Source organism: Acinetobacter haemolyticus CIP 64.3 = MTCC 9819 (assembly GCF_000369065.1).
In the GTDB taxonomy this organism is placed as follows: domain Bacteria; phylum Pseudomonadota; class Gammaproteobacteria; order Pseudomonadales; family Moraxellaceae; genus Acinetobacter; species Acinetobacter haemolyticus.
In genome coordinates, this window is sequence record NZ_KB849802.1 from 30,170 (window position 1) to 47,207 (window position 17,038).

General features: G+C 38.9%; 20 protein-coding genes. 13 read left to right on the top strand and 7 right to left on the bottom strand.

The genetic code is table 11. The annotated features are described in order from the left end of the window. Position 1: 1 nt before the first annotated feature. Together sdhD and sdhC are read right to left on the bottom strand one after the other, a co-directional pair. Positions 2-367: a succinate dehydrogenase, hydrophobic membrane anchor protein gene (gene sdhD, locus F927_RS06865; RefSeq protein WP_005083003.1), complete on the bottom strand. Its 366-nt coding sequence runs from the start codon at positions 365-367 to the stop codon at positions 2-4. Continuing rightward, the gene (gene sdhC, locus F927_RS06870) at positions 367-768 is read right to left on the bottom strand and encodes a succinate dehydrogenase, cytochrome b556 subunit (RefSeq protein WP_004640364.1); all 402 of its coding nucleotides are present in this window, start codon (positions 766-768) and stop codon (positions 367-369) included. Before sdhC ends, sdhD begins: the two co-directional genes overlap by 1 nt. A gap of 901 nt (positions 769-1,669) precedes the next feature. Here sdhC and gltA point away from each other — a divergent pair. After that, a complete protein-coding gene (gene gltA / locus F927_RS06875; protein WP_004640370.1) occupies positions 1,670-2,944 on the top strand; it encodes a citrate synthase in 1,275 nt (424 codons plus the stop codon). A gap of 65 nt (positions 2,945-3,009) precedes the next feature. Here gltA and F927_RS06880 read toward each other — a convergent pair whose 3' ends face one another. Further along, complete coding sequence (locus F927_RS06880; protein WP_005083012.1) at positions 3,010-3,498, bottom strand: DUF1289 domain-containing protein; 489 nt, start codon at positions 3,496-3,498, stop codon at positions 3,010-3,012. Positions 3,499-3,608: 110 nt separating this feature from the next. On the opposite strand from F927_RS06880, the gene trhO reads away from it, so the two are divergent. From trhO to tmpT, 3 genes are all read left to right on the top strand, one after another. After that, on the top strand, positions 3,609-4,541 hold the full coding sequence (trhO, locus tag F927_RS06885; RefSeq protein WP_004640374.1) for an oxygen-dependent tRNA uridine(34) hydroxylase TrhO: 933 nt from the start codon (positions 3,609-3,611) through the stop codon (positions 4,539-4,541). Between the two features lie 136 nt (positions 4,542-4,677). Further along, positions 4,678-5,298: a DedA family protein gene (locus F927_RS06890; protein ID WP_005083015.1), complete on the top strand. Its 621-nt coding sequence runs from the start codon at positions 4,678-4,680 to the stop codon at positions 5,296-5,298. A gap of 15 nt (positions 5,299-5,313) precedes the next feature. Next, the gene (tmpT, locus tag F927_RS06895; RefSeq protein ID WP_005083017.1) at positions 5,314-5,964 is read left to right on the top strand and encodes a thiopurine S-methyltransferase; all 651 of its coding nucleotides are present in this window, start codon (positions 5,314-5,316) and stop codon (positions 5,962-5,964) included. Positions 5,965-6,035: 71 nt separating this feature from the next. On the opposite strand, the gene F927_RS06900 is transcribed toward tmpT, so the two are convergent. After that, positions 6,036-6,911, bottom strand: a complete 876-nt coding sequence (locus tag F927_RS06900; RefSeq protein ID WP_005083020.1) for a LysR family transcriptional regulator — start codon at positions 6,909-6,911, stop codon at positions 6,036-6,038. Positions 6,912-7,012: 101 nt separating this feature from the next. Here F927_RS06900 and F927_RS06905 point away from each other — a divergent pair, with 101 nt between their 5' ends. Then, positions 7,013-7,618, top strand: a complete 606-nt coding sequence (locus F927_RS06905) for a LysE family translocator (RefSeq protein ID WP_005083021.1) — start codon at positions 7,013-7,015, stop codon at positions 7,616-7,618. Between the two features lie 127 nt (positions 7,619-7,745). Here the strand turns inward: F927_RS06905 and F927_RS06910 are convergent, their stop codons facing one another. Together F927_RS06910 and F927_RS06915 are read right to left on the bottom strand one after the other, a co-directional pair. Beyond that, positions 7,746-8,270, bottom strand: a complete 525-nt coding sequence (locus tag F927_RS06910) for a YecA/YgfB family protein (RefSeq protein ID WP_004640385.1) — start codon at positions 8,268-8,270, stop codon at positions 7,746-7,748. A 72-nt stretch (positions 8,271-8,342) separates the two neighbouring features. Next, the gene (locus F927_RS06915) at positions 8,343-8,549 is read right to left on the bottom strand and encodes a PA3496 family putative envelope integrity protein (RefSeq protein ID WP_004640386.1); all 207 of its coding nucleotides are present in this window, start codon (positions 8,547-8,549) and stop codon (positions 8,343-8,345) included. Between the two features lie 343 nt (positions 8,550-8,892). Here F927_RS06915 and rpoD point away from each other — a divergent pair, with 343 nt between their 5' ends. The 6 genes from rpoD to F927_RS06945 all read left to right on the top strand — a co-directional run bounded on the left by rpoD (position 8,893) and on the right by F927_RS06945 (position 15,526). Beyond that, positions 8,893-10,773, top strand: a complete 1,881-nt coding sequence (rpoD, locus tag F927_RS06920) for an RNA polymerase sigma factor RpoD (RefSeq protein ID WP_004640390.1) — start codon at positions 8,893-8,895, stop codon at positions 10,771-10,773. Positions 10,774-10,911: 138 nt separating this feature from the next. Continuing rightward, on the top strand, positions 10,912-11,199 hold the full coding sequence (locus F927_RS06925; protein ID WP_005083022.1) for a YbeD family protein: 288 nt from the start codon (positions 10,912-10,914) through the stop codon (positions 11,197-11,199). Between the two features lie 172 nt (positions 11,200-11,371). Further along, a complete protein-coding gene (gene lipB / locus F927_RS06930) occupies positions 11,372-12,025 on the top strand; it encodes a lipoyl(octanoyl) transferase LipB (protein WP_005083023.1) in 654 nt (217 codons plus the stop codon). A gap of 82 nt (positions 12,026-12,107) precedes the next feature. Beyond that, a complete protein-coding gene (locus F927_RS06935) occupies positions 12,108-12,641 on the top strand; it encodes a hypothetical protein (protein WP_005083027.1) in 534 nt (177 codons plus the stop codon). A 2-nt stretch (positions 12,642-12,643) separates the two neighbouring features. Next, positions 12,644-13,828 (top strand): iron-containing alcohol dehydrogenase, encoded by a 1,185-nt coding sequence (locus tag F927_RS06940; protein WP_004640396.1) that lies wholly within the window; start codon positions 12,644-12,646, stop codon positions 13,826-13,828. Between the two features lie 300 nt (positions 13,829-14,128). Continuing rightward, positions 14,129-15,526, top strand: coding sequence for an APC family permease (locus F927_RS06945; protein WP_005083029.1), 1,398 nt, complete (start codon positions 14,129-14,131; stop codon positions 15,524-15,526). 59 nt (positions 15,527-15,585) lie between these two features. Here F927_RS06945 and F927_RS06950 read toward each other — a convergent pair whose 3' ends face one another. Continuing rightward, positions 15,586-16,143, bottom strand: a complete 558-nt coding sequence (locus F927_RS06950; protein WP_004640399.1) for a flavodoxin family protein — start codon at positions 16,141-16,143, stop codon at positions 15,586-15,588. 117 nt (positions 16,144-16,260) lie between these two features. Between F927_RS06950 and F927_RS06955 the strand changes: the two genes are divergently transcribed. Continuing rightward, the gene (locus F927_RS06955) at positions 16,261-16,641 is read left to right on the top strand and encodes a winged helix-turn-helix transcriptional regulator (RefSeq protein WP_004640401.1); all 381 of its coding nucleotides are present in this window, start codon (positions 16,261-16,263) and stop codon (positions 16,639-16,641) included. Positions 16,642-16,656: 15 nt separating this feature from the next. After that, positions 16,657-17,037 carry a VOC family protein gene (locus tag F927_RS06960; protein ID WP_004640404.1) on the top strand — a complete coding sequence of 127 codons (381 nt, stop codon included), beginning with the start codon at positions 16,657-16,659 and terminating at the stop codon, positions 17,035-17,037. Position 17,038 lies beyond the last annotated feature (1 nt).

Consider the following 17,038-nt stretch of genomic DNA (forward strand, 5'->3'; position numbering starts at 1 on the left):
ATCAATTTGCCCAGAAAATCTGGATACCCCAGATTGCGTACACGAACACTGAAATAATGACAGCAGAAGTCAACACAAGGCGTAAGCCTGAAGCCGAAGGCCCCATTTGACGAGTCGTTACATAGTCAGTAAAGACTTGCCACATTCCAATCCATGCGTGAGCAACAAGTGATAGAACAGCTAATAAAGAAAAAATCTTCATTGGCAAAGTCAGCATAAAGCCAGCCCATTGTTCATAACCGAAGCCACTGTTACAAAGGATCCAACCCAAAATAACAACGGTATATGCTGCTAAAACCACAGCACTGACACGTTGGATATACCAATCGCGAGAACCCGAACCTGTTAAACCTGTAGCACTTTTCATTAGAACATAATCCATACAAAAGCTGCGACAATACTGATCACAGATAAGATCAACGAAACTGTAGCCGCAATACGACCACTTTGTAGCTCCTCGGCAAAACCTAGGTCTGCAAGAAGATGTTTAATCCCTGCAATAAAGTGGAAAAGTAAACCTGCTACAAATACCCATACGATGAAACGTACAAAGATATTTCCGAATACGACATTTTTAACGTAGTCAAATCCTTCTGGTGAAGATAAAGATTTATCCAAAATCCATAAAAGAACAGCGACTAATAAGAAAACGATTACACCTGATAGACGGTGTAGAATTGATGCAATAGCCACGGGTGAGCGTAAATTTACCGCTAACACCTGACCCATGGACAAATTGACAGGTCTGTTGCTTTTCACAGCGGGCATCCTGTAGGTAGAAACTCCAACTGGAGTTTGTTTGAATTAATTCAAAGGAAAGCTGGCATTGTCAGGCAAGCACAGCACATGCCTAACCTATATAACGACACCGAATTATAAGACGTGAAATATCAAAATACAAACAATCAACTTTCGCTTTAGTCTAAAAAAGCTATAAATAAGAATCATTCACGCAAATAATTATATCACTAACATACAAACACCAGCAAAAAACAAACCATCCAATTGTTTTATAAATAATTTTTAAAAAACGTGTAATTTTATCAATTACCACCTATTTGCTAACGTTTTTCTATTTTATTTCATCAAATATTCATAGTTTTCAGCTTAAGATTGAACTGAATCTATCAATTTCAAATATTGTTAAAAATAATACCCCTCATTTTGATATTAAATATAAATAAGCAATAATCTATTTTTTCAAATTGATTAAAAAAAAGAATAAGTCATTTTTTATACAAACAAATGCACCATAATGAATCGATTATGCAATCCAAAATATGTTTTAAAGATAATTTTTGAACCATTATTTAATGCTAATGCTTGAGTTATATAAGCATTATGATTCACATAAGTATTTATTTTATAAGCACCAAAACATTGCCTCAATAAAAATTTACTTACAATTGTACTGATGCTTCATTTTTTTTATGCACCTAAAACTTGATTTGACATATTATACTCGACCGGTGCTGTGATTTTACTCAGTTTTTTCTTCGATAAAGAATGACTCATTGGCTGTAGCAACGTCATTTTTATCCCTAAGTATAATTGACAAAATTTTAGTAGCCACTACTCTTATAGCAAATTTTGACACCGTCTGATTCGCACATGACAAGATTAGGATTTCGAGTCAGATAATCATTCACCAGGACAGGAGATCTATTGAATGTCTGCAGCAACTGGCAAAAAAGCCGTATTAAAGCTTGATGGCAAAGAAATTGAATTACCAATTTACAGCGGCACATTGGGCCCAGATGTAATTGACGTTAAAGATGTATTAGCATCAGGTCACTTTACTTTCGATCCTGGTTTTATGGCGACAGCTGCTTGCGAATCTAAGATCACATTCATTGATGGTGACAAAGGTGTTTTATTACACCGTGGCTATCCAATTGATCAATTAGCAACTCAAGCGGACTACTTAGAAACTTGTTATTTACTTTTAAATGGCGAGCTTCCGACTGCTGAACAAAAAGCAGAATTTGACGCAAAAGTACGTAACCACACCATGGTTCACGATCAAGTCAGCCGTTTCTTCAATGGTTTCCGTCGTGATGCTCATCCTATGGCGATCATGGTTGGTGTTGTTGGTGCTTTATCTGCGTTCTATCACAATGCACTTGACATTGAAGATGTTAACCATCGTGAAATTACTGCGATTCGTTTAATCGCTAAAATCCCAACACTTGCTGCGTGGAGCTACAAATATACTGTAGGTCAACCATTCATTTACCCACGTAATGATTTAGGTTATGCAGAAAACTTCTTACACATGATGTTTGCAACACCTGCTGACCGTGATTACAAAGTAAATCCTGTTCTTGCTAAAGCAATGGATCGCATCTTCACACTTCATGCAGACCATGAGCAAAATGCATCTACATCGACAGTACGTCTAGCTGGCTCTACTGGTGCTAACCCTTACGCATGTATCTCTTCAGGGATTTCTGCACTTTGGGGACCTGCTCACGGCGGCGCAAACGAAGCTGTACTTCGTATGTTAGATGAAATCGGTAGCGTAGAAAATGTTGCTGAATTCATGGAAAAAGTAAAACGCAAAGAAGTTAAACTCATGGGCTTCGGTCACCGTGTGTATAAAAACTTCGACCCACGTGCGAAAGTTATGAAACAAACATGTGACGAAGTACTTGAAGCGTTAGGTATCAACGATCCACAACTTGCACTTGCAATGGAACTTGAGCGTATTGCACTTAGCGACCCATACTTCGTTGAACGCAAGCTTTATCCAAACGTAGACTTCTACTCAGGTATCATCTTAAAAGCGATCGGTATCCCAACAGAAATGTTTACAGTAATCTTCGCTCTTGCACGTACTGTTGGTTGGATCAGCCACTGGTTAGAAATGCACAGCGCACCTTACAAAATCGGTCGCCCTCGTCAGCTTTATACTGGCGAAACTCAACGCGACATCAAACGTTAATTTTCCAAAATTAATGTTAGAAAAGCTGCCTACTGGCAGCTTTTCTGTTTTGGTTTCATTTTAAATCATTCATCATCTTCGAGCATACGCATTAAATTGTGACTAATGCCATCAGCACGCAACCACGCCAACTCATAACTAGCCTTTGCCAATGCCAATACACGACGCTCAAATTCATCCCAAATCGGTTTGACTTGTGTATCTACAATACCCAACCCACTTTCTTGAGCCAAATGCTTATTCTTCTCACAAATTTTCAAAGCGTGATAAAGCTTTCGTCCTCGAGTCGCCGATTCTAAAACTCGAACTCTTTTATGCTGAATAAACCCTTCAACATGTTGAAGATTAGCGTTTGGCAATAACGGAACTAAAATTTGATCCAGCTGCGTATCCAAACGACTCCATACCGCTAAACGCTGCTCTGGTGTATATGTATTCCACTGAATGACCTCGTGGTTAAAACGTCGACATCCTCGACAGACCAGATCACCAAATACCGTTGAGCAACGCCCTGCACATGGCGTCAATGATGGAATTCGACGATCATTACTCAAAATCAACTCCTATAAAACCATATTTATTTTATGGTTTTCTCGCTTATTTTAAAATTTCGCGCTAAAATATGCGCCTTTATTTTCCTATCTTAATACATTTGGAGTTATCCATGAACGCTACTGTAGAACAGCTTGCACCTGTAGAACAGCAAGCGACCAATAATTGGGTTGTTGCGGCACTATATCAATTTAAAGAAGTTGCGGATGCAGCCGATCTGCAAAAACGTCTTTTAGACTTAGTGAATAGCATCAATTTATGTGGAACTCTGATTGTTGCCCCTGAAGGAATTAACGGTACGGTTGCAGGAGATCGCGCCGCGATCGATGCAGTCCACCAATTTTTACTCAACGAAGGTTTTACCGAAATGGAATATAAGGAGTCATTCAGCTCTGATAAACCATTCCGTAAAATGAAGATTAAACTAAAAAAAGAGATCGTAACCTTAGGCGTTGAAGTAAAGCCACGCGATCTGGTTGGACATTATCTTGATCCCAAAGAATGGAATGAGCTGATCAGCCGTGATGATGTCATCCTGATTGATACACGTAATGATTATGAATATAAAGCAGGCACATTTAAGGGTGCAATTGACCCTAAAACTGAGTCTTTCCGAGAGTTTCCTGAATACGTAAAACAAAACCTTGAACAACATAAAGATAAAAAAATTGCGATGTTCTGTACAGGTGGTATTCGTTGTGAGAAATCAACCTCCCTCCTCTTACAAGAAGGGTTCAATGAGGTTTATCACCTTAAAGGCGGTATTCTTAAATATCTCGAAGAAACGCCTGCTGAAGAAAGTATGTGGGAAGGCGAATGTTTCGTCTTTGATGGTCGAACAGCAGTGACTCACGGTGTTGAAGAAGGCGAGAATATCAAATGTCACGCGTGCGGTTGGCCTTTAACCCAAGAAGAGGCAGCACTGCCAAGTTATGAACATGGTGTCTCTTGTGTTTTCTGTATTGATAAAACAACAGAGAAGCAAAAAGAAGGATTCCGTATGCGCCAGTCGCAAATTGCTGCGGCAAAACGTAAACGTTTATAATTTCTGACATTTCAAAAGCCTTAGTTGATACTAAGGCTTTTTTTATTTGGTTAAAATTATTAACTAATCATTTATTGAGCACTCATTAAATAGCAACTATTCTTGATTACCACGCAATAGATAGATTTAAAGAGCTATGGGATTAGAAGATTGGGTCTTATCCATCATGGAGAAACTTGGTTATCTTGGCATCGCATTTTTAATGTTTCTCGACAATATTTTCCCACCTATTCCATCAGAAGTAATCATGCCCTCAGCAGGTTACACTGCTTCCAAGGGAGATTTAACTTTAATCGGTGTGATCATTGCAGGGAGTGCAGGCTCTCTATTCGCAGCCATGCTGCTATATTGGATTGGTCGAAAAATTCCACAACATTATTTATTTCGCTTTGTAGAGCGCTATGGAAAATATTTAAGAATAAGTACAACTGACCTAGAAAAGTCTTTAAGTTGGTTTGAAAAGCACGGACATCGTGTGGTTTTTTTTGGTCGAATGATTCCAGCTGTACGTTCACTGATTAGCATTCCAGCAGGAATGAGCAGGATGCCCTTTCACAAATTCATGAGTTATAGTGCTGCAGGAACAGTAATCTGGACCAGTTTTCTTGCCTATATGGGTTATTACTTTAGTGAAAATCAAGCTTTGATGACTGCTGTTACACAACGCATCGGCTATATTGTTTTAAGTGCAGCTATCCTCTATCTCTTGTGGCGAGGTGTGAAGAAGTTTAATGCATCAAAAGATAAATTTAATTAAAAGAGAGGTCTAAGAATGCAACACGATTTTTGGCATAACAAGTGGCAAACCAACAATATCGGTTTTCATCTCGATCAGCCTCACAGCTTATTGACACAATATCTAAGCTCACTCAATCTGGCTAAAAATGCTCGAATCTTTGTTCCTCTTTGCGGTAAAAGCTTGGATTTAGCTTGGTTGCTTAATCAAGGTTATCATGTGATTGGTATTGATTTGAGCCCTGTTGCAATACAAGATTTAATGAGCAACTTAGGACTCAATTTTAAAGAAACTCAAATAGGTGGATTGACTTACTATCAGCATGCGCAGATCGAACTATTTACGGGTAACTTTTTTGAGTTAACAGCCGACCATCTTGGCAAAATAGATGCAATCTATGATCGAGCAGCACTCATCGCACTACCAGAGCAAATGCGATCAGCATATACACAGCATTTACTTCAAATTAGCAACCAAGCACCTCAACTTCTGATTAGCCTAGAATACGATCAATCCCTATTAGCTGGACCACCCTTTTCAGTTCCCGAATATGAATTAACGGCCCATTATGCAAATCATTACAAGATTAAATTACTCGCTTCCAATACAGAAAATTTGAAAGGTAAACTGATTGCCTATGAACATGCTTGGCATTTAAGCAAACTTTCAACTGGCGACAACGCTTAATTTAAAAATAAGACATATGCCTGTTGCGGAATGGATCAATATATTTGGTTGATTCAGAACAAGTCTATTGTTTAGCTCAAACCAAACTCTAACTGACTGGCTTGCATCTGTTCTCTTAGCCAATCACAAAATAATACTTTACGTACATCTTCCTCAAAAGGCTCCGCAGACAATAGAAAGTAGGCAGATTCATCCTGATATATAGAACTGATTGGTTGTAATAACTGATGTTTGATCTCGCGTTCAACCATGTAGGTCGAAACCAAAGTCGCACCTAAACCAGCCAAACAAGCCTCGATACACAAATAAAAGTGCTCTAGTTCTGTTTTAGAATAGCCTTTGAATTGCTCTGAATGTTTATACTGAAATTGCTGCCACAATTTACTCCGTGATGTTGAAATAAATATCTGATTGGTTTGCCGAGTTATCTTACTCGCTGTAACACATAGCATTTGCTCATCCGCAATTTTCTCACTATAGATTGATTTACCCCAATCAAAATCATTTCGTCTCAAAGCCAAATCAATATTTTGTTGTTTAAAATCAACCCTCCCTCCTCCTGTTAAAAGAGTAACCTCGAAGTCAGGATAGATCTGCTTAAAATGAATTAGACGTGGTATCAGCCACTTCATCGCTAAAGTAGGCTCACATGAAAGGACCAGATTTTTTTGTACTACTGATTGTTTATTTAATTGCGTTAAACATTGATCAATTTGCTGAAAAGCTTGCTGGCAGCAATCAAACAAAGCTTCTCCTTCAGCAGTTAAACTGAGCTTTCGAGATGCTCGAATAAATAAAGTAAAACCTAAAGCATCTTCTAAATTTCTAATTTGTTTACTCACTGCACCTTGCGTCACAAATAAACGATCAGCCGCAACCGTCACACTTTCATAGTGTGCTGCAAAATAAAAAAACTTTAATGAATTCAGTGATAGACGCTCAATCATTCCAAAAACTCATAGATTCATGCGAATTATTTTCGATTTTAAATATAACAAGATTATGAAAAATATAAAAATTATGTAAAAGTCTTATTAGGAATAGATGAGTGAATGAAATATTAACAGTAGGTTTGATTACCCTACTCGCTGTGATCAGCCCTGGTGCAGACTTCGCACTTGTTACTCGAAATAGTTACTTATATGGGCGAAATTTAGGAATTTGTACCGCCTATGGAATTGCATGTGGTGTTTGGATTCATATTAGCTATAGTTTAATCGGATTAAACTTTTTGAAGAGCCTTCTTCCTGATTTTATTCAACTTATCCAATATATTGGTGCAGCATATCTCATATATATTGGCTATAAGACGTACACCCAAACTCCCGTTAAGTTAAATAACAAGCAGACAAACATCACCAGTTGGAAAGCATTCAAACATGGATTTTTAACCAATAGCTTAAATCCAAAAACAACCTTATTTGTGATGAGCATTTATTCTCAGATCATGACGATAGAGAACCAACTATTTACGCTCCTCGCTTATGGTATCTTTATTTCTAGTAGCCATCTGATCTGGTTCTGCTTAATTACGATTTTCTGCTCAACACCAGCGATTCGGCACAAAATTTTAGCTAAACAGCTCCTACTCAACCGATTAATTGGCATGATACTCATTGGATTAGGTCTGAGTTTGTTATTCGCAAACCTGTAAATCAAAAAAGTTAACTATAAAAACAACACAGCAAAAATCATAAAAAAACGTCCATTACGGACGTTTTTAATTAATCTTTTTTTGTGATACGCGAGCTTCACCCTTGCGCAGCACAAGAGCTACAGCTTTAGCTAGGCGTATGGTACATGAGATAAATTTCGTTTAAATTATCTGGAATCTCTTCTGCCAATTCATCCATGAGTTGACCATTGCGACGGAAAGACTCCATTTGTGGGTCTTCTTCATCAATACCGCTAAACACCATAATCGGTAGCGTCAAATCAACTAATTGTTCTTCATATTCAGGTGCAAACCAAGCATCTTCATTTAAGAACATGGCATCAACAAAGCCGACACTCCAATCACCTAAACTTGAATCAACATCAGCTTCTTCGATTTCAAATGGAAACTCAATGCCATCCTCATTCGCCAAATCCTGACGAATTGATTCCAACCAAAGTTTGATTTGCTCAATCACATCACTTGGAACTTTCTTTTGATTATTATCAAAAAGCTCATCTAACCAGCGATCAAAAGTAGGACCGACAGCAATTGCGCATAAAAAGCCATGAGTTGCAGCGAAATCTAGACCGTATTCGTTTTGATCACCGTCAAGATAATTACTCAATAAGTCTAAATCTAACGTGCTCATTCTCTATCCAACTCTAAAAATACATCGTCAACAGCATAACATTTTAGAACCTAAAATCTTAAGCAATTTTGCTTAATCTTCGTCATCAAAATCGTCGTCGTCGAAATCATAATCAAAATCTTTTAATTCTCGCTCTAAACGGCGTTGCGCTAACAAATCATCGATTAAACGGCGCTTTTCTAATGATTCTTTAGCACTGAGCTTGCTTGATGACTCATCAAAACCAGCGTCGTCTTCACCGTAGTTGTCATCATCTAGTTCAAAATCTGTAGAAGACACTAAGTACCTCAAATGAAAAAATGTTAATGGGCCTAGCCGCTATTTATCTGTCTTAGATTTTCTTGTCAAGTTTTATTTGCTTTTTTTACTATAAATCGCGGTTTTGTACTTTTTTTCAGCAGTTTTTTTGTGTATTTATAATCTAAGAACTTTAGGTATAAAAACACGTTTAGGAATTTTAGGCTTGAAAAAATACAACACACCCCCATATTCAAAAAATCATTGGAAAATGAAACCTATTTTTTATTTAGTGCAAACGGATCAAATCCAAAACATTCCTCGTGAATTGTGCTATCATGCACGGTTTTTCACCGCCACAGATTCAACAAAAGAGTAAGCAAAGATGAGCGATATGCATTCCCCTACTTCGCAAGTAGCGGCTCTGATTAGCCGAGGCAAAGAACAAGGTTACTTAACTTACGCTGAGGTTAACGATCATCTACCAGACTCGATTACAGAAAGTGAGCAGATTGAAGATATTATTCAAATGCTCCAAGACGTCGGTATTCCAGTGCACGAACGCGCACCAGAAACTGATGACACTATGTTTGGTGAATCGACTGAAGCAGCGGATGAAGTTGCTGAAGAAGAAGCTGCTGCCGTATTAGCCTCGGTTGAAAGTGAGCCAGGTCGTACTACAGATCCAGTACGTATGTACATGCGTGAAATGGGTACGGTTGAACTTCTAACCCGTGAAGGCGAGATTAGCATTGCGAAACGTATCGAAGAAGGTATTCGTGATGTTTTACATTCGATTGCTTACTGGCCAAATGCCGTCGAAGTGGTTTTACAAGAATATAATGACTTTCTAACTGGTGAGCGTCGTCTTGCCGATATTCTCTCTGGTTATTTAGACCCAGAAACAGACGAAGAGATTCCTGAAGTTCTTGAAGATGAAGCTGAAATCGAGGAAGAAGAAAGCCCAACTTCAACAACCAAAGAAGTTAAACTCGATGATGACGATGAAGAAGAATCTGAAAGTGATGATGACTCTGAAGGTGATTCGGGTCCAGATCCAGAAGTTGCAAAAATACGTTTCACCGAATTAGAAACAGCTTGGAACGATACTAAAGCCATTATCGAAAAGCATGGTCGTAATAGCAAAGAAGCAGAAGCTGCTCTTGAAGCATTAGCTGCTGTATTTATGATGTTCAAATTTACACCACGTTTATTTGATATCATTTCTGAAATGATTCGTGGTACACACGATCAAATTCGTGCCAATGAGCGTGAAATCATGCGCTATGCAGTTCGTCGTGGTCGTATGGATCGTACAACTTTCCGCACGACCTTCCCTGAGCAAGAATCAAATCCAGCTTGGTTAGATGAGCAAATTGCAAAAGCCCCTGCGGAAATCAAAACACATTTAGAAAAAGTTCGTCCTGATGTATTGGCATTCCAACAAAAGATTGCTGATATCGAAAAAGAACTTGGCTTAAACGTGAAAGATATCAAAGATATTTCTAAACGTATGGCTGTAGGTGAAGCAAAAGCACGCCGCGCCAAGAAAGAAATGGTTGAAGCAAACTTACGTTTAGTAATTTCGATTGCGAAGAAATATACCAACCGTGGTTTACAGTTCCTTGACTTGATTCAAGAAGGTAACATCGGTCTGATGAAAGCCGTAGACAAGTTTGAATATCGTCGTGGTTATAAATTCTCGACTTATGCAACTTGGTGGATCCGTCAGGCAATTACCCGTTCGATTGCGGATCAGGCACGTACTATTCGTATTCCTGTTCACATGATTGAAACGATTAACAAGATCAATCGAGTGTCTCGCCAACTACTTCAAGAAATGGGTCGCGAACCGACTCCTGAAGAATTAGGTGAACGTCTGGAAATGGACGAAGTTAAAGTTCGTAAAGTACTTAAAATCGCAAAAGAACCGATTTCGATGGAAACACCGATCGGTGATGATGAAGATTCGCATCTTGGTGACTTCATTGAGGACTCAAACATCACTTCCCCAGTAGATGCTGCAACCTCAGAAGGCTTAAAAGAAGCGACGCGTGAAGTCCTTGAGAACTTAACTGAACGTGAAGCTAAAGTATTGAAAATGCGTTTTGGTATTGATATGCCAACCGACCATACTCTAGAAGAAGTAGGTAAACAGTTTGACGTAACTCGTGAACGTATTCGTCAGATTGAAGCGAAAGCTTTACGTAAGCTGCGTCATCCGTCTCGTTCAGAACACTTACGTTCATTCTTGGAAAACGACTAATATTGGGAAAATCCTGTGTAAAAGCAAAGCAATGCTTTGCCCTTACGCAGGGCTTGAAGTTTAATACTTTATCCCCATTTATGTATTAGATCATAAGCGCCTGCACTGATGCAGGCGTTTCAAATTAAGAGGTTGCTCATGTTAGACCGCACTCCTTCTCGTGAATTGCAAGAACATCTTTGGGTTTTCCCGATGGACTATCCAATCAAATTGATTGGTAATGCAGGGGATGAACTTCGAGTAGCTGTTGTTGATATTTTGCAGAAGCACTTCCCTGACTTTGATGGCGAATCAATTAAAATTCAGCCTTCACGTACAGGTAAATACCATTCTTTAACCGCACAATTGCGTTTTGAAGAGCTGGAGCAAGTTCATGCACTGTATGCAGATCTTGCAGCATGTCCTTTAATTAAGACAGCGCTTTAATAGAAAAATCCAAAATACGAAAGTGTTTTGGATTTTTTCTTTTCACTCAGAACAATCATAACGATAGAATGTTTTTCAGCTAATTTTATAAAAGATCTCTATTTATCTTAGCCAAATCATTAGATAATCGATACCAAGATAAAACTGCACCAATCAAAGGAAAAATGCTGTAATGAACTTTGAGAAGCCCTCATTAATCATTCGCTGTTTCAAAGACCTACAAGATTATACCGATCGATTTGAAGCGATGAAAAATTTCACTGAAAATCGAGATGCAGATAGCCCTGATGAAATTTGGTTATTACAACATCACGACGTACTCACTCAAGGACAAGCAGGCAAAGCAGAACATATTTTAACACCCAGCCATCTTCCAATTGTGCAAACAGATCGTGGTGGCCAAGTGACATGGCATGGTCAAGGACAATTAGTGGCTTACTTTTTGTTTGATTTAAATCGTTTAAAATGGAATGTTCGCACCCTAGTGAGTTTTGCTGAGCAAGCAATGATTGACCTACTCAAAAAATACGGTATCACGGCCTACGCCAAAGCGGATGCACCAGGCGTCTATGTAGATGAGCGTAAGATCGGCTCTCTGGGTTTCAAAATTCGCCGAGGTCGTAGCTATCATGGTTTAGCACTGAATATTGACTGTAGTTTAACAGGCTTTCAAACCATTAATCCTTGTGGATACGCAGGTTTAGAGATGGTACGCTTACAAGATCTACTGCAAGACTATCCGAAATTTGAACAGCTTTGTGAGGATTTCACTCACTATCTACAAAATACAAATTTCTTTCATGACCTTGTAGTCAAATCTGAATAATTTACTTTTCAATTCAAACAAAATAAATTAGAGTAAATACTCTAAATTAGCTTTTTGCATAATTTTAACAAGGGATACGCAAGTGATTTCAAGCAAAGCAGTGAAACCCACCTTGCAATTTGCCTACGTCAAACTCATGATGGATGTTGTCGGTCGTGGTTTAGTCATGGCAAGTCAAGTGGATGATGAAGTACATGAGGAAGTATCAAAATTTCCTGTCGGTTTTGTACTTTCGATGAATGTTTTCCCCAATGGACCTGCATTTATTGCAAAAGTAACCGAAGATAAAACGCTGGAACTTGTACCAAACTACAAAGGGAAACCAGATTTAACTATTACCTTTAAGCATCTTACCCATGCATTTTTAGTATTCTCATTTCAAGAGAGTACTGCCCAAGCTTTTGCCAATGATCGCATGATTGCTGACGGTGACGTATCTAGTGCAATCCGTCTTGTTCGCTGCCTAAATAAGATGGAAGCATTAATCCTGCCAAAATTAATTGCTTCACTCGCAGTAAAACGCTACCCAGCCGAATTGACATTAAAAGAAAAATTCACGGGTGCAAAAAATATCTATCTGAAAGTCGCTAAATCATATCTCAAACGGAGCGCATAACCATGGCTAAGCCTTATTACGAGTTTTTCTGTCCTGTAAAAGTCATTGCTGGTAATGCTGCGTTAGAGCATATTCCTTTCGAACTTGCAACTTTAGGTGCAAAACGCCCTATGATCATTACTGATAAAGGCGTTCGAGCAAATGGCTTACTCAGCCCAATTGAAGCAGCATTTAGCACCACAGATGCGGTAATTGGTGCAATTTTTGATGATGTTCCACCTGACTCAAGTTTAGAGGTAGTTCGCTCAGCAGCTGAAACTTATCGCAAACAAAACTGTGATGCCATTATCGCCATTGGTGGTGGTTCAGTGATTGACACCTCTAAAGCAACCAATATCTTGGTATCTGAAGGCGGTGATGACCTGTTACAGTACTCAGGTGCACACAACCTACCAAAGCCACTCAAACCTTTCTTTGTAATTCCAACAACATCAGGTACGGGTTCTGAAGTCACGATGGTTGCTGTAGTTTCTGATACGCAACGCAATGTAAAATTGGCTTTTGCTTCCTATTATTTGATGCCTCATGCCGCGATCCTTGATCCACGTATGACCATGACTTTACCACCGCATTTAACCGCAATGACAGGTATGGATGCACTTACTCACTGTGTAGAAGCGTATACGTGTTTGGCAGCCAATCCACTCAGTGATGCATATGCAAGTGCGGGTATAAAGAAAATCAGTGAAAATCTATTCAAAGTCCTCGACAATCCAAGTGATGCACAAGGTCGTTTAGAGCTTGCTCAAGCATCGACAATGGCTGGTATCGCATTTTCAAATTCAATGGTCGGTCTTGTTCACTCGCTTGGTCATGCTTTAGGTGCGGTTGCCCACCTCCCGCATGGACTATGCATGAATTTATTCTTACCGTATGTACTTGAATACAACAAAGAAGTGAATGGCCAAAAGATTGGCGAGTTGTTGCTTCCTTTAGCAGGTGCAGACATCTATTCTCAAACCCCTGCAAACCAACGTGCTGACAAAGCAATTGCTACGATTTTGACGATGCGTGATCGTTTACATAGCTTGACCAAATTACCGCGTACGTTGCGGGAAACAGGTAAGATTACTGAAGCCCAACTGGATGAGGTTGCTGAAAAAGCATTGAATGATGGATCTATCATCTACAATCCGAAAGAAGCAAATCTCAAAGATCTTCGCGCTATTTTACAAAAAGCGTGGTAAGACCTCACTTAGCTAAATAAATATTTAGTAAATAAGCCTCGACTCACTTAGATTTACATCATGATCCATGTAAATTTAGGGTTCGAGGCTTTTTTATGGCAAATGAACCCATAATTCATCGAATTCTCAACCAAATTGGCAAAAAAATTGCTAAAAAATACAGAAAAGTGCTGACAATTTACGCCAAATTAGGATAGATTGGCGCACTTCGCTTTTTTTTCTGTAGGGGGGATCATTTTTGTCTCAAATGATCCTTAAACCATAGCTGATCCTTGATCAACGATAATGAGGATAACGCCGTTGACAAACATCTCTGGGACTCAATCAGCAGCTAAACTGCAAAAAACATTAGGTCTATGGCACGTCATAATTATTGGTTTGGCTTATGTTCAGCCAATGACGTTATTTGATACTTTCGGTCTCGTATCCGAAGCAAGTAATCACCATGTTCCAACCTCTTATATCTTCGCCCTCGTTGCCATTTTGCTAACCTCAATTAGCTATGGGCATATGATCCGACGTTATCCTTCGTCAGGCTCCGCCTATACCTACGCACAAAAATCGATTCATCCGAATGTCGGTTTTATGGTCGGTTGGTCATCTTGGCTAGATTACCTACTCTCTCCTATGGTGAATATCATTCTTGCTGTCATTTATTTGACTGCATTATTTCCAGATATTAATCACTGGGTTTGGGTTGTAGTTCTCACCGCATTTATGACGGGTGTTAATTTACGTGGTGCAAGATTCGTTGCGAACTTTAACAGTTGGATTGTATTGGTACAGTTAATTGTTATCGGTACATTTACCTACTTGGTTTACAGTAAATTGCAGATGGGTGTAAACGCGGATGGTCCGATTACCGCAGAAACTCGTTATCAATTATGGACACTTGAGCCATTTTGGAATGAGCTCACATCTGTTGGTGCGCTGATTACAGGTGCAACTTTACTGTGCTTCTCATTTACGGGCTTTGACTCGTTGAGTTCACTTGCTGAAGAAACTAAAGATACCGAGAAAACGCTACCTAAAGCAATTTTCTTAACTGCTTTATTTGCAGGCGTAATCTTCATTATCAGCACATATTTCATTCAGCTTTATTTCCCTGGTAACCCAAGCAGTTACTTTAAAGATATTGCTGAAACACAACCAGAAATCCTATTGCTCGTGGGTGGTTCACTATTCCAATCATACGTACTTGCATTTGCAATTATTACGGTAATGGCTTCAGGTATTTCAGCCCATGCTGGTGTTTCACGTCTCATGTATGTCATGGGTCGCGATGGCATTATTAACAAAAAGATTTTCGGTCATATTAGTCCAAAAACATTTACACCATCTTATAACATCTTGATCGTTGGTCTTGTTGCTTTATCAGCAGGCTTTATGGATCTAGATATTGTGATTTCGATGATTAGTTTTGGTGCTTTAACCGCATTTACCTTTGTAAATTTATCGGTTATTTCTCGTTATGCACTTCGAGAAGGCCGTACCAAGACATTTAAAGAAATCATCAATTATGTCGTTATTCCGTTGTGTGGTTTTATCAGTATCTTTGCCTTATGGCTAGAAATTGAGGAAACTGCATTGAAATACGGTTTATGGTGGGCAATGTTTGGGGTGCTATATCTAGGCTATAAAACTAAGGGCTTTAAATATACCGCTCCACAATACAATGAGTTTGATGACAAGCATTAACTTGCTTCCCAATTAACTCATTAAAAAAGGTGCAGTTTTCAACTGCACCTTTTTTTGTATTATGCAGAAGCCAAACGCTCCACAACATTTTTGACACGTTGTGCATAATGTTTAGCGGTTTCCAAATCTCCAGATGGAATTTCATCAGTACTCGCATCCGAAGGTGATTGCACCAATAAGCCAACCGATCCGCCTAGGTTGTTGACATCTTCCCGTTTGGCGGCTTTGGTATTGGCAGGAAGTAAGCCTAAGCTCACCCATATTCCACCATGCTGTGAAGCCAAAGTTTGTAATTGAATGAGTGTCACTTGCTTATCACCATTTAAACTTGCGCTATTGGTAAAACCTGCAAAAACTTTGTCTTGCCAACCACGTGTAAACCAAATTTTTGATGATGCATCAGCAAATTTCTTAAATTGCCAAGGTGCAGCAGCCATATAAGTTGGTGTCCCAAAAACGATTCCTTGCGCATCACTTAAAGTTTGCCAGTCTTGTTCAGTAATTTCACCATTTTGATCAATCTCGATTAATGTTGCATCAATTGCTTGTGCAAAAGTTTCAGCCACAACTTTGGTATGGCCATAGCCTGAGTAATAAACCACTGCAATTTTTGTCATGAGTTCACCTAGTGTTTTTTAAAAGTTCGATTTAATGATATATTTTAGAAACTAGGTGTCAATTAGTTACCAATAGGTAACTAGTGAACTGTGAATGAAAAGTTGAGGGTACCAAAGATGATTAAAGGCTTGAAATATAATATTTATCAACAGCATTGCCCTGCTCGATTATTTTTTGAAAAAATTGCAGATAAATGGGTTTTATTAATCATCAATGTTTTGGCTAAAGAGAGTCAGCACTTCAATTTACTTAAAAAGAACATCGAAGGGATTTCGCCAAAGGTTCTCTCACAGAAATTAAAAATGCTTGAGCGAGATGGTTTTATTGAAAGGCAAGTACAAGACACCTCACCAATTCGTGTGGAATATTCTTTGACAGCTTTAGGTTTAGAAGTTGCTGAAATGGCATTTCAGTTGAAAGATTGGGCTGAGAGTAATATCGAACAAATCATTTCTGCTCAACAACGTTTTGATGCTATACAAGAAAAAATAGAATAATCCGATGAGGTCCGTATGCAACCACAACCTTTAATTGCTGTTACAGATGTCGAGAAAACCAGTCAGTGGTATCAAACTGTGCTTGGCCTGCAAAGCGGACATGGCGGCAAAGAATATGAACAGTTGCTATTTGAGCAAACCATGGTGTTGCAATTACATCAATGGCAAGCGCATGACCACTCATATATTGGAGAGCCTAAATATGTGATTGGCAATGGTGTTCTGTTGTGGTTTGAAAGCAAGCAATTTGATGAAATTGTCAAAAGCCTGCAAGCCCACCACGTTGAAATATTGGAAGGTCCAAAATACAACCCGAATGCACACCATCGCGAAATTTGGTTTAAAGACCTAAATGGTTATACACTCGTTGTTGCTAGTCCATATGGTGATATATAAA

What these genes read in the sequence shown, in the direction of transcription:
- F927_RS06900 (WP_005083020.1), bottom strand. Translation starts at nt 6,911, where the DNA reads ATGATTGAGCGTCTATCACTGAATTCATTAAAGTTTTTTTATTTTGCA.
- lipB (WP_005083023.1), top strand. Translation starts at nt 11,372, where the DNA reads ATGAACTTTGAGAAGCCCTCATTAATCATTCGCTGTTTCAAAGACCTA.
- gltA (WP_004640370.1), top strand. Translation starts at nt 1,670, where the DNA reads ATGTCTGCAGCAACTGGCAAAAAAGCCGTATTAAAGCTTGATGGCAAA.
- F927_RS06925 (WP_005083022.1), top strand. Translation starts at nt 10,912, where the DNA reads ATGTTAGACCGCACTCCTTCTCGTGAATTGCAAGAACATCTTTGGGTT.
- sdhC (WP_004640364.1), bottom strand. Translation starts at nt 768, where the DNA reads ATGCCCGCTGTGAAAAGCAACAGACCTGTCAATTTGTCCATGGGTCAG.
- tmpT (WP_005083017.1), top strand. Translation starts at nt 5,314, where the DNA reads ATGCAACACGATTTTTGGCATAACAAGTGGCAAACCAACAATATCGGT.
- F927_RS06890 (WP_005083015.1), top strand. Translation starts at nt 4,678, where the DNA reads ATGGGATTAGAAGATTGGGTCTTATCCATCATGGAGAAACTTGGTTAT.
- rpoD (WP_004640390.1), top strand. Translation starts at nt 8,893, where the DNA reads ATGAGCGATATGCATTCCCCTACTTCGCAAGTAGCGGCTCTGATTAGC.
- F927_RS06940 (WP_004640396.1), top strand. Translation starts at nt 12,644, where the DNA reads ATGGCTAAGCCTTATTACGAGTTTTTCTGTCCTGTAAAAGTCATTGCT.
- F927_RS06950 (WP_004640399.1), bottom strand. Translation starts at nt 16,143, where the DNA reads ATGACAAAAATTGCAGTGGTTTATTACTCAGGCTATGGCCATACCAAA.
- F927_RS06910 (WP_004640385.1), bottom strand. Translation starts at nt 8,270, where the DNA reads ATGAGCACGTTAGATTTAGACTTATTGAGTAATTATCTTGACGGTGAT.
- F927_RS06960 (WP_004640404.1), top strand. Translation starts at nt 16,657, where the DNA reads ATGCAACCACAACCTTTAATTGCTGTTACAGATGTCGAGAAAACCAGT.
- sdhD (WP_005083003.1), bottom strand. Translation starts at nt 367, where the DNA reads ATGAAAAGTGCTACAGGTTTAACAGGTTCGGGTTCTCGCGATTGGTAT.
- F927_RS06955 (WP_004640401.1), top strand. Translation starts at nt 16,261, where the DNA reads ATGATTAAAGGCTTGAAATATAATATTTATCAACAGCATTGCCCTGCT.
- trhO (WP_004640374.1), top strand. Translation starts at nt 3,609, where the DNA reads ATGAACGCTACTGTAGAACAGCTTGCACCTGTAGAACAGCAAGCGACC.